The organism is Mycobacterium heidelbergense (assembly GCF_010730745.1).
Classification (GTDB): domain Bacteria; phylum Actinomycetota; class Actinomycetes; order Mycobacteriales; family Mycobacteriaceae; genus Mycobacterium; species Mycobacterium heidelbergense.
Map to the genome: position 1 here is coordinate 2,959,171 of NZ_AP022615.1, position 13,301 is coordinate 2,972,471.

Consider the following 13,301-nt stretch of genomic DNA (forward strand, 5'->3'; position numbering starts at 1 on the left):
AAGGAATTACGGCGAACCGCACCCGCGAAGGGCGCGGCGTTGCTACCTTGTTCTTAGTGGCCGTAAAAGCATCACGGGAATTTGTCGTTGACGCGCCGCCAGCAGTGGTCATGGAGGCGCTGACAGATGTCGGTCTTCTGTCATCCTGGTCGTCGCTGCACAAACAGATGGAAGTGATCGATCGTTATCCCGACGGTCGCCCGCACCTCGTAAAGGCCACTATCCGGATTCTCGGGCTCGTCGACAAAGAGATCCTCGAATACCACTGGGGTCCCGACTGGCTCATCTGGGACGCGAAAGGGACCGCCCAGCAGCATGGCCAGCACGTCGAGTACAACCTCAAACCCGAGGGCGTCGACAAGACACGAGTGCGTTTCGACATCACCGTCGAACCGGCCGGACCCATTCCGGGTTTCGTCGTCAAGCGGGCAACGGAGAATGTCCTCAACGCCGCGGTGAAGGGGTTGAGTGATCTGGTCGTCGGCGGCGGAAATTCCGGCAAGGCGAAGTAAAGGTACTTACGCGATACCGTAATTGCTAATTTTGTAGCAATGGCCGTACAAGCATCGTCGGAAATCGTCATCGACGCGCCCCCGGAAGTAGTCATGGAGGCGCTCGCCGACATGGACGCCGTGCCGTCGTGGTCGTCGGTGCACAAGCGGGTCGAAGTTATCGACAAACATCCCGACGGGCGACCCCATCACGTGAAAGTCACCATCAAAGTGACCGGCATCGTCGACACGGAACTGCTCGAATACCACTGGGGTCCGGACTGGATGGTGTGGGACGCGCAGAGGACGGCCCAGCAGCATGGTCAACACGGGGAGTACAACCTGAGCCGCGAGGGTGACGACAAAACCCGGGTGCGGTTCGCGATCACGGTCGAGCCGTGGGCGCCGCTGCCCGAGTTTTGGGTGAAGCGGGCCCGCAGAAAAATCTTGCATGCCGCGCTCGAGGGCCTGCGACAGCGCGTGATGGGCGCCGAGGGGCCTTAGCTGTTCAGTCGCGCAGCGCGGCCAGCCGCCTGAGCGCCTCGTCGAGGGTGTCGTCGCGTTTACAGAAAGTGAAGCGCACCAAGTGATTCCACACCCCGGCTTGTTTTGCGGCGTGCTCGGCGGCCGGATCGCAGAACGCCGACATCGGGATGGCTGCCACCCCAACCCTTTCCGGTAGCGCCGCACAGAACGCGGTGCTGTCATCGTACCCGAGCGGGCGCGGGTCGGCGCACAGGAAGTAACTGCCGTCGCTGTCGTGCACCGCAAAGCCGATCTCGGTCAGCCCGGCGGCCAGCCGATCGCGCCTGCCCCGCAGGGAGCGGCGAAGTTCGGCCACCCAGGCGTCCTCGGTGTCCAGCGCGAGGGCCACCGCGGGCTGGAACGGCGCGCCGCCGACGTAGCTCAAATACTGCTTGGCCGCACGCACCCCGGCAATGAGTTGCGCTGGGCCGCAAGCCCATCCGATTTTCCAGCCGGTGCAGTTGAACATCTTGGCCGCGCTGGAGATGGTGATCGTGCGCTCGGTCATTCCATCGAAGGCCGCCAACGGTAAATGCTTCTTGCCTCCCGGGCCGTCGAACACCAGGTGTTCGTACACCTCATCGGTGATCACCACAAGGTCGGCCGCCACCGCGATCTGCGCGATGGCCGCCAAGTCCGTCGCGCTCAGCACCGTGCCCGTCGGGTTGTGCGGCGAATTCACAATCAGCGCACGGGTCCGCGGGGTCACCGCCCGCCGCAACGCGTCGGCGTCGAGCGCAAAGCCGCGGCCATCGGGCACCAGCGGCACGGCCACCCGGTGCGCGCCGGCCATCGCCACCACCGGCGAGTAGGAGTCATAGAAGGGCTCGATCAGGATGACTTCCGAGCCCGGCTCGATCAGCCCGATCACCGCCGCGGCGATGGCCTCGGTGGCCCCGACGGTCACCAGCACCTCGGTGTCCGGGTCGTACCGCACGCCAAAATGCCGCTGACGATGTGCCGCGATCGCCTGCCGCAGCGAAGCGATGCCGATCCCGGGCGGGTACTGGTTGGCGCCCTCGGCGATGGCGTCCTGGGCGGCCTTCAGCATCGCCGGGGGCCCGTCCTCGTCGGGGAAACCCTGGCCGAGGTTCACCGCGCCGATCCGCGCGGCCAGCGCCGACATTTCGGCGAACACCGTGGTCGCGTATGGCCGCAGTCGCGACACCGTCATGGTCGTCGAGCTTATGCCGGCGTGTCCCGCGACCGTCACGCCAGCGTGACGCCCGCGTCTGACAGGCACGCTGGCGTGACGCTCGGCGTGGCTGATCAGCGGCAACCCGCCCAACCAACAGGTTGGCCGGGCGTCCTGTTAGGGTGCTGGTAGACGGACCCGAAACCCCCATTTGTGAACAGGAAGTCGATATGTCCGAAGAAGCCTTTATCTACGAGGCCATCCGCACACCCCGCGGCAAGCAGCGCAACGGATCGTTGCACGAGGTCAAGCCGTTGAACCTGATCGTCGGCCTGGTCGACGAGCTGCGCAGGCGTTTCCCCGACCTCGACGAAAACCTGATCAGCGACATGATCCTCGGGGTGGTGTCGCCGGTCGGCGACCAGGGCGGCGACATCGCCCGCACCGCGGTGCTGGCCGCCGGGCTGCCCGAGACCACCGGCGGCGTGCAGCTCAACCGGTTCTGCGCGTCGGGCCTGGAGGCCGTCAACACCGCCGCGCAGAAGGTCCGCTCCGGCTGGGACGACCTGGTGCTGGCCGGCGGTGTCGAGTCGATGAGCCGGGTGCCGATGGGCTCCGACGGCGGCGCCTGGGCGACCGACCCCGAGACCAACTATCAGATCGGCTTCGTGCCGCAGGGCATCGGCGCCGACCTGATCGCCACCCTCGAGGGCTTCTCCCGCGAGGACGTCGACGCCTACGCGCTGCGCAGCCAGCAAAAGGCCGCCGAGGCCTGGTCGGGCGGCTACTTCGCCAAGTCGGTGGTGCCGGTGCGCGACCAGAACGGTCTGGTCATTCTCGACCACGACGAGCACATGCGGCCCGACACCACGATGGAGGGCCTGGCCAAGCTGAAGACCGCGTTCGACGGCGTCGGCGAGATGGGCGGCTTCGACGACGTGGCGCTGCAGAAGTACCACTGGGTCGAAAAGATCAACCACGTCCACACCGGAGGCAACAGCTCCGGCATCGTCGACGGGGCGGCGCTGGTGCTGGTCGGTAGTGAAAAGGTAGGGGCGGCCGCCAATTTGACGCCCCGGGCGCGCATCGTGGCCACCGCCACCAGCGGTGCGGACCCGGTCATCATGCTCACCGGCCCGACGCCGGCCACCCGCAAGGTGCTCGACCGCGCGGGTTTGACGATCGATGACATCGACCTGTTCGAGCTGAACGAGGCGTTCGCGTCGGTGGTGCTGAAGTTCCAGAAGGACCTGAACATCCCGGACGAGAAGCTGAACGTCAACGGTGGCGCCATCGCGATGGGCCACCCGCTGGGCGCCACCGGCGCCATGATCACCGGCACCATGGTCGACGAGCTTGAGCGCCGGGGCGCGCGCCGCGCGCTGATCACGCTGTGCATCGGCGGCGGCATGGGCGTCGCCACCATCATCGAGAGGGTGTAAGAGCATGCCAGAGAACACGATTCAGTGGGACAAGGACGCCGACGGCATCGTCACGCTGACGATGGACGACCCCACCGGGTCGGCCAACGTGATGAACGAGCACTACGCCGAGTCCATGCACAAGGCTGTAGAACGCTTTGTCGCGGAAAAGGATTCGATCACCGGGGTGGTCATCACCAGCGCGAAGAAGACCTTCTTCGCCGGTGGCGACCTCAAGGGCATGATCAAGCTCGGCCCGGAGAACGCCGGCGAGGCGTTCGACACGGTCGAATCGGTCAAGCGGGACCTGCGGGTGCTGGAGACCCTCGGCAAGCCGGTGGTGGCCGCCATCAACGGCGCCGCGCTGGGCGGCGGGCTGGAGATCGCGCTGGCCTGTCACCACCGCATCGCCGCCGACGTCAAGGGCCTGGTCGTCGGTCTGCCCGAGGTGACGCTGGGCCTCCTGCCCGGTGGCGGCGGCGTCACCCGCACCGTGCGGATGTTCGGCATCCAGAACGCGTTCATGAACATCCTGTCGCAGGGCACCCGGTTCAGGCCGGACAAGGCCAAGGAGATCGGGCTGGTCGACGAGCTCGTCGGCTCGGTCGAGGAATTGGTGCCCGCAGCCAAGGCATGGATTAAGGCGAATCCCGAGGCGCACGAACAGCCTTGGGACAAGAAGGGTTACAAGATGCCCGGCGGCACCCCGTCCAGCCCGGCGCTGGCCGCCATCCTGCCGTCGTTCCCGGCGCTGCTGCGCAAGCAGCTCAAGGGTGCGCCGATGCCGGCGCCGCGGGCGATCCTGGACGCCGCCGTCGAGGGTGCGCAGGTGGACTTCGACACCGCGAGCCGCATCGAGAGCCGCTACTTCACGTCTCTGGTTACCGGCCAGGTCGCCAAGAACATGATCCAAGCGTTCTTCTTCGACCTGCAGCACATCAACGGCGGCGGCTCGCGCCCGGACGGCATCGAGCCGGTCAAGATCAACAAGATCGGTGTGCTGGGCGCCGGCATGATGGGCGCCGGCATCGCCTATGTGTCGGCCAAGGCCGGCTTCGACGTGGTGCTCAAGGACGTCAGCGTGGAAGCCGCCGCTAAAGGCAAGGGCTACTCGGAAAAGCTTGAGGCCAAGGCACTTCAACGCGGCAAGACCACCGAGGAGAAGAGCAAGGCGCTGCTGGACCGCATCACGCCGACGGCCGATGCCGCCGACTTCAAGGGCGTCGACTTCGTGATCGAGGCGGTGTTCGAGAACCAGGACCTCAAGCACAAGGTTTTCCAGGAGATCGAGGACGTCGTCGAACCCAACGCGCTGCTCGGGTCGAACACCTCGACGCTGCCGATCACCGGCCTGGCGACCGGCGTCAAGCGGCAGGAGGACTTCATCGGCATCCACTTCTTCTCGCCGGTCGACAAGATGCCGCTGGTCGAAATCATCAAGGGCGAGAAGACTTCTGACGAGGCGCTGGCCCGGGTGTTCGACTACACGCTGGCCATCGGCAAGACCCCGATCGTCGTCAACGACAGCCGCGGCTTCTTCACCAGCCGCGTGATCGGCACGTTCGTCAACGAGGCGCTGGCGATGCTCGGCGAGGGCGTGGAGCCGGCCAGCGTCGAGCACGCCGGCTCGCAGGCCGGCTACCCGGCGCCGCCGCTGCAGCTGTCCGACGAGCTCAACCTGGAGCTGATGCACAAGATCGCTACCGCTACTCGCAAGGGTGTCGAGGATGCCGGCGGCACCTACGAGCCGCACCCGGCGGAGGCCGTCGTCGAGAAGATGATCGAGCTCGGCCGGCCGAGCCGGCTGAAGGGTGCCGGCTTCTATGAGTATGCCGACGGCAAGCGCACCCGCCTCTGGCCGGGCCTGCGGGAGGCGTTCAAGTCCGGCTCCTCGCAGCCGCCGCTGCGGGACATGATCGACCGGATGCTGTTCGCCGAGGCGCTGGAAACCCAGAAGTGCCTCGACGAGGGCGTGCTGACGTCGACCGCCGACGCCAACATCGGGTCGATCATGGGCATCGGGTACCCGCCCTACACGGGTGGCAGCGCGCAGTTCATCGTCGGCTACCAGGGCCCGGCCGGTACGGGCAAGGAAGCCTTCGTGGCGCGGGCGCGTGAGCTGGCGGCCAAGTACGGCGACCGCTTCCTGCCGCCGAAGTCGCTGACGTAGGGCCCACGACCAGACGCGGAATCGCATTGCAAAGGCCTTCGCAATGCGATTCCGCGTCTGCTCGCGCGCGTCGCGACAAAGAGCCGACCGCTCACGTGTGCCAGATCGTCCTCGGAGAACCCGCTGCGCAGCGGTCAAACGTCGGCTCCGGTGTAATCGGGCACCGGCATCGAGTCGTACAGTCGCACACCCTTGGTGTTCAGCTTCGCCACCGCCCGGGACAGCGAGCCGGGCATCAGTGAAACCAGCTGCGCCCCACGGGTCAACGCCCAGACCCCGGCTCTGGAACCGGGGATGATGCCCTTGGCGGCGCCGCGCGCAAACGCCCGGCTGAGATGCACGGGCTCGCGCATCTGCAGCTCGTAGGCGGCGAAGGCCCGCAGATGATCGCCGTCGGCCCGGGCCAGCTCCCCGGCCAACACGTAGGCGCCGAGGACCGCCAGGCTGGTGCTGCCGCCGACCGCGGGGCCGGGGCAGTACCCGGCGTCGCCGACGAGGGTGACCCGTCGGCGCGACCAGATGTCCAGCCGCAGTTGACTGATCGCATCGAAGTAGAACGCGGGCGTCCGGTCGATTTCCCCGATCCAGCGGTCCACCTGAGGGTGCATGCCCTCGAATGCGTTGCGCAGCAATCCCTTCTGACGCAACGAATCTCGATGATCATAATCGAGTTCCTGCTTGCTGCGAAAGAGGAACACGGCCCGCGCGTCATCCAGATGCCGCGCGGTGTAGATGGCCGCGACGCGTCCGACACCGACGTGGCCGACCATCTCGGCGTCGTTGACCAGCGCCTTGGGCGCGGACACCACCGCCAGGTATCCGCCGATGAAGCGGGTGAGTCCGGCCTCGTCGCCGAAGACGAGGCGCCGGACGTTGGAGTGCAGCCCGTCGGCGCCGACGATGACGTCGAACCGACGGGCCGGCGCGCGCTCGAATGTCACCTCGCCGCCGTGATCGATCGCCGTGATCGAATCGCCGAACAGGTACTCGACGTCGTCGCGGGCTGCGTCATAGTAGATCTCGCTGAGGTCGTCGCGCATGATCTCCACGTGCCGGTCAGAGCTGGCGCCGTAGATCTTGGTGAGGTCGATCTCGGTGGGCCGCGGCCGGCCTTCCCGGTACATCGTGAGGCGGCTGGTGCCGGTCGCGAGCGCCTCGATGCGCGGCAAGACGCCCATCTTCGCCGAGATTTCCATGGCCGGACGGAACAAGTCGACGGCGTGGCCCCCGGTTTTGCGCAGCGTCGGTGCGCGTTCGACGACGGTGACGTCGAAGCCGTGGCGGGTCAGCCAGTACGCCAGCACCGGCCCGGCGATGCTGGCGCCGGAGACGAGAATCCGCACGGCGACTCCCTCCTGCTTACTTAACGTTCGGTAAGCCTAACACGGGGTTTACCTATCGGTAAGTCAGTTAAACTCGGGGGGTGAGCCGGCCCCGGTCAGACACCCGACAGCGCATCCAAGAGGTCGCTCGGGACCTGTTTCTGCAGCAGGGCGTGCAGCGCACCAGCCTCCAGGACATCGCGGACAAACTGGGGATCACCAAACCCGCGCTGTACTACCACTTCGCCTCGCGGGAAGAATTGGTGCGCAGCATCCTGGTGCCGTTGATCGACGAGGGTGAGCAGTTCATCGACGACCAGGAAAGCCGCGGCGACACCGATGCCCGCGAATTGCTCGAGGGCTATTTCGATTTCCACTACCGGCACCGGCACGACCTGATGTTGGTGCTGGCCGAAATTGCGATGCTGGCCGACCTTGGCCTCATCGACAAGGTGCTGGCCTGGCGTGACCGGCTCGGCAAGCTGGTGTTCGGCCCGCGGCCGACGCTGGAGCAATCCACCCGCGCGGTCGTCGCGTTCGGCGGCCTGCAGGACTGCTGCCTGCAATTCCCCGACACCCCCTACGACGTGTTGCGCGCGACCTCGGTAAAGGCCGCGCTCGACGCGCTGGGTGTGTGAGGGTGAGCGGGCCCGCATCGCCGCCGGGCGTGGTCTGATCGCCCGGTTCCTCCTCGGCCCGTTCCGGCCCGCATCGTCGCCGGGCTAAAGTCCCAAGCTATGCGCTTTGGCCTCTTCATCCCGCAGGGCTGGCGGATGGATCTCGTCGACATCGAACCGGAGCAACACTGGGCGGTGATGCGCGACCTGGCCACCTACGCCGACGGCGGCGCGTGGGACTCGCTGTGGGTCTACGACCACTTCCACACCGTCCCGATGCCGACGGGCGAAGCCACCCACGAGGCGTGGTCGCTGATGGCCGCATACGCGGCGACCACGTCGCGGATCAAGCTCGGCCAGATGTGCACAGCGATGAGCTACCGCAATCCCGTCTACCTGGCCAAGGTCGCGGCCACCGCCGACATCATCTCGGGCGGCCGGATTCAGATGGGCATCGGGGGCGGCTGGTACGAACATGAGTGGCGCGCTTACGGTTACGGGTTTCCGTCGGCAGCGGTGCGGTTGGCGCGGCTGGACGAGGGCGTGCAGATCATGCGTGACGCCTGGCGCGACGGCAAAGTCAGCTTCGACGGCAAGCACTATCAGGTCGACGGCGCGATCGTCGCACCGAAGCCGTTACAGGACAAGGGGATTCCGCTGTGGATCGCCGGCGGCGGTGAAAAGGTGACGTTGCGCATCGCCGCGAAATACGCGCAATACACCAACTTCACATCGGAGCCCACGGCATTCGCGCACAAGTCGGAGGTGCTGGCGCGGCACTGTCGCGACGTGGGAACCGACTTCGACGCCATCGTGCGCTCGTCGAATTTCACCGCGATCGTTGGCGCGTCGGACGCCGACGTCAAGGACCGGCTGCAACGGGTGCGTGACCGCATGGTCCGCTATGTGCCTGAGGCCGTGGCCGATTCGATGATCGCCGGGGGCAGCGGGTCGGACTCGGCGACGGGCACGCCCCAACAGGTGATCGAGCGGATGGCCAAGCTGCGCGATCTCGGCTGCGAGTACGCGATCTGCTACTTCCCGGAGGCCGCCTACGACCGCTCCGGCATCGAGTTGTTCGAACGCGAAGTGATCCCCGCTTTGAGCTAGTGGTCTCGCCCGTACTGCCAGGTCGCCCACGGCGCAGGAAAGGCCCACAACCCCCGACGACGTGACGGGGTCTCTATGCACCCCAGTGCAAAACAATCCCCAACGGCTTTACCTGAAGGTCGAAACCACGCGCCGGGCTCTTGGCATCAGCTAAGGCGTGTCGCCCTATCAGGTTTCGGCGCCAAGAACGACCGCGTTGCCGACACGCTTTAGACGCGCACAATGATCAAACCGGCGACTCCGTCGAGCGCATCGAAGTCAGCGTCTTGCGTAACCACCGGCAGTCCCCGAGAAGCCGCGATGGCCGCGATCCAAAGGTCATTGATGCGGACTCGGTGGCCGGTCTCTGCCAGGTGGATTCGAAGTCGCGCCCACATACGCGCTGCGACGTCATCGACCGGAAATGCGAATATGTCGGCAATCGCGTCCAGGGTTGCCAGTCGTTGCGCACGAACGTCCGACGAGGCGGCTGCGAGTACGCCAAGGTTGAGTTCGGCCACTGTGACCACGGTGGTCGCCACTTCGTCAGGAAACCGTGATGCATTGAGGCGGCGACCGCTTTCCTGTGCGATGAATACTGATGTGTCGAGCACGCCGGTGGAGGTCACGGAAGCGGCCCAAGGTCGTCGGTGGTGTCGCCTGCCAGCTCAGCGAGTTCCTGACGCAACGCAGGATCCGCTTGCGCGCGGTCAAGCCTCCGTAGCAGTTCGTCTCGGCCTAGCCATCTGCACCGGGTCGGCTGCAGAGCGGTGAGAAGGGCGACCGCCTTGCCGTTGACGGTGACGGTGATGTCTTCGCCCGCCTGGACGCGCCGTAGTAGCCCGGCGGTGTCATTGCGCAGTTCTCGGGAAGCCGCTACAGCCATGCTACGACTGTAGCATGGCTGTAGCAACGCTGCTGCCGGTTAGCTGACAGCGGCTCGATTACCTGAGGTCGCCCGCGGCGGTGCGGGAGAGCGGCCCGTTGCCCGCGCGGTTGTCTATTGGGGGAGTGCTGGTGAGTACACGGGCGACGGCCCATAGGGGAGGTATAGCGCGCCAGCGATCAAGCAGTGACCACGCGGTCCTGATCCGCGACGAGCATTCGGCCGGGTGGGCGGTCAGCAGCCGCGACGGTGGTGCCGAGCGGCTCAGTTGGGGCCACGTTGCGCCTACCGTGGTCCGCAGCCAGGTAAGATTTGTTAGCTTTGATACCGCGCCGGCGTCCCAGCGCACGACTAGGCCGTCGGTGGCCAGGTGGCCCCACTGCGCGGTCGGCAAAATGTGGCGGCGCCGGCCGGTGGGCAGTACCACCGCGTGCGTGGTGGGCAGCTCGCCGACGGTCAACACGTCAGCAAGAGCGGCGCCATCGAGGTATGAGGTGACGCTGTGTGTGGTGATCAGCAGCGCGGGCTCGGTAGTGGGTTGGCGGCTGAAAGCCCAAGCGCACGGTATGCATAACCGGCGCGACCCAAACGACCAGGCTTCAAAGCCGGTGAATTTCTCGGAGATGATGCGCCCACTGCTGACCGTCGGTCCGTGCTCGCCGCAGCGCCCGCAGCGGCCATCAACCGGTGAGGGCGCGTGTACGCAGGGTCGGCCGGCGACGACCCACGCTGCGGCGGCGGGATCAGACAGCATCGAGCGCCACGATAGGTCCGAAACCACTGCCACCATTGGCTGAGAAAATCCGAAGAACGCGCGTAGACAGGGTAAGGGCTACCGAGCTAAGCGCGCTGATGGCAATGTTCTTCAATACCCCAATATAGGGTTTGACTAGGAACGAGCGAGCTGTGCAGGCACGTCTGCAATGATTTTCTTGCACTAAGAAGGGCCCTTGGCCGCGACTCGTGAAAGATTTTTCGTATTGAAACACAACCAACGACCAAATGTGTTTGCCATAATAGTCTATTATGCGGTATGATCAGTATTGTTGTATGTATGTCGGATTGCTCTATTCAATTACGATAGAACGATGTTTCAGTTATGGCGGCCAAAGCAGCCATTTCTTATGGTTTTCTCAGCTTGTGTTACCCGCGCCCGGAGCTGCGTCTTTTCGTGCGTCGAGATTGACGCCAGCGCGACGCCTTCTCGGGAGTTTCTCGCGCTAACGCCGATCTCGGCGCGCCGTGGGCGACAGGGCGGCCTCGAGTAACCCGCACAAACGCAACAATGGTCACACGAGAACCGGACGTATCGTTGGTCACGAGCCTCAGGGCAGTGATGCTGTCTGAGATTTGATGGCGTATGTGCCAGCACGTTGGGGATGAGGCATAAGGAAGTTTCGGCGGTGCTGGTGCGGTGCTGGTGTGGCCCCGGAGGGAAGATGGCCTTGCTAAGCGGCAGACTGACGTCGCAGGTGGCCAGAGGTGCTGACCATGCACATCAAAGACAGCGCGGTCGTTGACCTTCGGCTCTTGGGGCGCAGCGGTCACCGCGTGGAACTTCTGCGCGATCCGCCAGGCAAGGGGTCATGCAGGGCCAGGCCACATCCACAGGAACGCCTACGAGGCCGAGCGCGTCGGAGGTGAGAGTGTCGAAGTGGTCGGCGTTGCCCGCTTCGACGGTTGAGACCTCGATCGGAATGGACGCGAAGGGCTGGCCCCGGTAGCTCCGATGGCCGTGCGTAGCTCCGCCACCTTCCCGCGACGACGGGTTCTGGCAGTTCCGGCTCGATCGATCGCGGCTTGTAACTGATATGGATCGGTGTCCGCCAGTGCGTGGCGATGAACCTGGTACAGCTCACCGCCCGCCGCCCGCGGATGGTTGTCGCGCGGCACAGCCAGATGGATACGCGAAGGATTGACGTCCGGCAAGAGAGACGATAGCAATCTCATTAAATATGATAATATAGGTATTGAGCGCTGAAAACTACGCTGCATCTGTAGGTCTGCAACGATCTGGCTTCTCCGCGAACGGCCCCTCGGGACGACTTCGGAATAATTTTCGACTTGAACTAAAATCGCCGGTAAATGAGTTTGCTATCACTATCATGTAACCGATTTGAACAGCGCTTAGTTACATCTAGCGATTTGCGTTAATCGAATGCTATAGAACACGGTTGCACTCCGTTCGCCGAAAACGCCGGCACTCAGCTTCTTCTTAGGTAGGTTTTGCCTCGTCCGCATTGAGCGCCATAAAGGAGACGTCGTGCAGCTCACCGCTCGCCCCTACATCACCGCAGGTGTCGCCCTCGCCGGCGCCAGCATGATCGCCTTCACTCCGGTGACAGCATCCCCTCCAGACATCCACTTACCCAGCATCCAGGTGCCCGCCATCAACCTGACCAGCGCCGAGGACCTCGCCGCGGCAGCCTTCGACCCAACCTTCGGCTGGGGGTCGGTCGTCGAGAACACCTACAACAACCTGTCGACGCTTGGCCAGGAATTCTCCGCTGCCCCGTTTCCGCTCCTGCAGCAGGTGATCGCCAACCAGGAGGGCTACGTCAATACGTACCGCACCGCGATCCAGGGCGCCGCCACCGGCTTGTATAACTTCGTCACAGGGACGGGCTTGTATAACCTTCAGGGCCTATTCGCTACGGGGTTCCACGACCTGTTCGTGGGTAATCCCAACGGGACGTTCGGAGCCCTCGGGTCGATCTATTTCACTGGAGTGCTCTCGCTCCTCCAACCGCTGGAGGGTGCCATCGGCGTCCCTATCGACGAGGCAAAGAACTTTTCGAACCTGGTCGCTGAAGCATTCAGCTTTGGTGGGCCGGTGGAGTCACTCGCCCTGAACGTGTTAGGACTACCGACCAATATATTCGGTGTGTTGGGTAATAGCTCCCAGGCGTTCGTCAACGCGGTAGGCGACGGGAACCTGCTGGGGGCGCTCACCGCCGTTCTGGATACTCCTGCCGACCTGACGAACGCCCTGCTCAACTCATTCACAAATGGATTCGGCAGCGGTACTTACTTGGGCATTCTCGCTCCAAATGAACTTATGACAATGTTGTTGGTCACCGCACCCCAGGCGTTGGCGACGTCCATAGGTTGGCAAGGGCCGACCGCCGCCACGGCCGCTGCGGTGGGCAGCCTGCCAGGCCTGTCGGTCGATGTGCTCAAGGGCTTTGACCCGGCGATGGTGACCGGTATCGCCGGTGCGCTCGGTCCGTCGTTGGCGACCGACATCGGGGGAGCGCTGACAACCGTTGCGGCAACGTTGTCCGCCAAGATACCAACGATCGCGCTCAGCATCCTCGCTGCATTGTGAGCCCCAGCAAGGCCTGCCACTGCCGCAGGTGACAATATCGACAATCGGCCCCCTCACCTGAGGGGGCCGATTGTTTCTCGTGTGTGGCTTCGCCACGCGGGAAACTGGTGGGCGAGGCCTGTTGACGACGCAGCAGGCCGCGGGAATCGTGTTATGGATCCGACGTGGCGCGCGGGTTCATCTCCACCATCCGACACGCCTATGGAATTGCTCACCCCTTGCGCGATCAGCCGAACGAACCGCTCCTGCTTCTCCACGATCATCCCACCGCGCCGGGTCTTCCGCTTGGCTCCCACCACAACCTCCGCATAACCTCC

The 13,301-nt window shown here is 64.7% G+C and carries 12 protein-coding genes; 7 read left to right on the top strand and 5 right to left on the bottom strand.

Going from position 1 to position 13,301, the window contains the following annotated elements:
• Nucleotides 1-56 precede the first annotated feature (56 nt).
• Nucleotides 57-512 carry an SRPBCC family protein gene (locus G6N25_RS14040; RefSeq protein WP_083075593.1) on the top strand — a complete coding sequence of 152 codons (456 nt, stop codon included), beginning with the start codon at nt 57-59 and terminating at the stop codon, nt 510-512.
• A 39-nt stretch (nt 513-551) separates the two neighbouring features.
• Entirely contained in the window at nt 552-995 is a 444-nt protein-coding gene (locus G6N25_RS14045; protein ID WP_083075594.1) for an SRPBCC family protein, read from the top strand.
• Between the two features lie 4 nt (nt 996-999).
• Here G6N25_RS14045 and G6N25_RS14050 read toward each other — a convergent pair whose 3' ends face one another.
• Nucleotides 1,000-2,190, bottom strand: a complete 1,191-nt coding sequence (locus tag G6N25_RS14050) for a pyridoxal phosphate-dependent aminotransferase (protein WP_083075596.1) — start codon at nt 2,188-2,190, stop codon at nt 1,000-1,002.
• A gap of 191 nt (nt 2,191-2,381) precedes the next feature.
• Between G6N25_RS14050 and G6N25_RS14055 the strand changes: the two genes are divergently transcribed.
• Nucleotides 2,382-3,593, top strand: a complete 1,212-nt coding sequence (locus G6N25_RS14055) for an acetyl-CoA C-acetyltransferase (RefSeq protein WP_083075597.1) — start codon at nt 2,382-2,384, stop codon at nt 3,591-3,593.
• Between the two features lie 4 nt (nt 3,594-3,597).
• Nucleotides 3,598-5,742 carry a 3-hydroxyacyl-CoA dehydrogenase NAD-binding domain-containing protein gene (locus tag G6N25_RS14060; RefSeq protein WP_083075599.1) on the top strand — a complete coding sequence of 715 codons (2,145 nt, stop codon included), beginning with the start codon at nt 3,598-3,600 and terminating at the stop codon, nt 5,740-5,742.
• Between the two features lie 134 nt (nt 5,743-5,876).
• Here the strand turns inward: G6N25_RS14060 and G6N25_RS14065 are convergent, their stop codons facing one another.
• Complete coding sequence (locus tag G6N25_RS14065; protein WP_083075600.1) at nt 5,877-7,085, bottom strand: FAD-dependent monooxygenase; 1,209 nt, start codon at nt 7,083-7,085, stop codon at nt 5,877-5,879.
• A gap of 80 nt (nt 7,086-7,165) precedes the next feature.
• Here G6N25_RS14065 and G6N25_RS14070 point away from each other — a divergent pair, with 80 nt between their 5' ends.
• Both G6N25_RS14070 and G6N25_RS14075 read left to right on the top strand, forming a co-directional pair.
• On the top strand, nt 7,166-7,702 hold the full coding sequence (locus tag G6N25_RS14070; RefSeq protein WP_083075602.1) for a TetR/AcrR family transcriptional regulator: 537 nt from the start codon (nt 7,166-7,168) through the stop codon (nt 7,700-7,702).
• 99 nt (nt 7,703-7,801) lie between these two features.
• Nucleotides 7,802-8,791, top strand: a complete 990-nt coding sequence (locus G6N25_RS14075; RefSeq protein WP_083075603.1) for an LLM class F420-dependent oxidoreductase — start codon at nt 7,802-7,804, stop codon at nt 8,789-8,791.
• A gap of 209 nt (nt 8,792-9,000) precedes the next feature.
• On the opposite strand, the gene G6N25_RS14080 is transcribed toward G6N25_RS14075, so the two are convergent.
• Genes G6N25_RS14080 through G6N25_RS23855 form a run of 3 tightly spaced genes read right to left on the bottom strand, consistent with a single transcriptional unit; the run spans nt 9,001 to nt 10,119 of the window.
• Nucleotides 9,001-9,399, bottom strand: a complete 399-nt coding sequence (locus G6N25_RS14080; protein WP_179961672.1) for a type II toxin-antitoxin system VapC family toxin — start codon at nt 9,397-9,399, stop codon at nt 9,001-9,003.
• The gene (locus G6N25_RS14085; RefSeq protein WP_083075605.1) at nt 9,396-9,656 is read right to left on the bottom strand and encodes a type II toxin-antitoxin system Phd/YefM family antitoxin; all 261 of its coding nucleotides are present in this window, start codon (nt 9,654-9,656) and stop codon (nt 9,396-9,398) included. Before G6N25_RS14085 ends, G6N25_RS14080 begins: the two co-directional genes overlap by 4 nt.
• A gap of 58 nt (nt 9,657-9,714) precedes the next feature.
• Complete coding sequence (locus G6N25_RS23855; protein WP_232065800.1) at nt 9,715-10,119, bottom strand: hypothetical protein; 405 nt, start codon at nt 10,117-10,119, stop codon at nt 9,715-9,717.
• 1,800 nt (nt 10,120-11,919) lie between these two features.
• Between G6N25_RS23855 and G6N25_RS14095 the strand changes: the two genes are divergently transcribed.
• The gene (locus G6N25_RS14095) at nt 11,920-12,984 is read left to right on the top strand and encodes a hypothetical protein (protein WP_083075606.1); all 1,065 of its coding nucleotides are present in this window, start codon (nt 11,920-11,922) and stop codon (nt 12,982-12,984) included.
• Nucleotides 12,985-13,301: the final 317 nt, after the last annotated feature.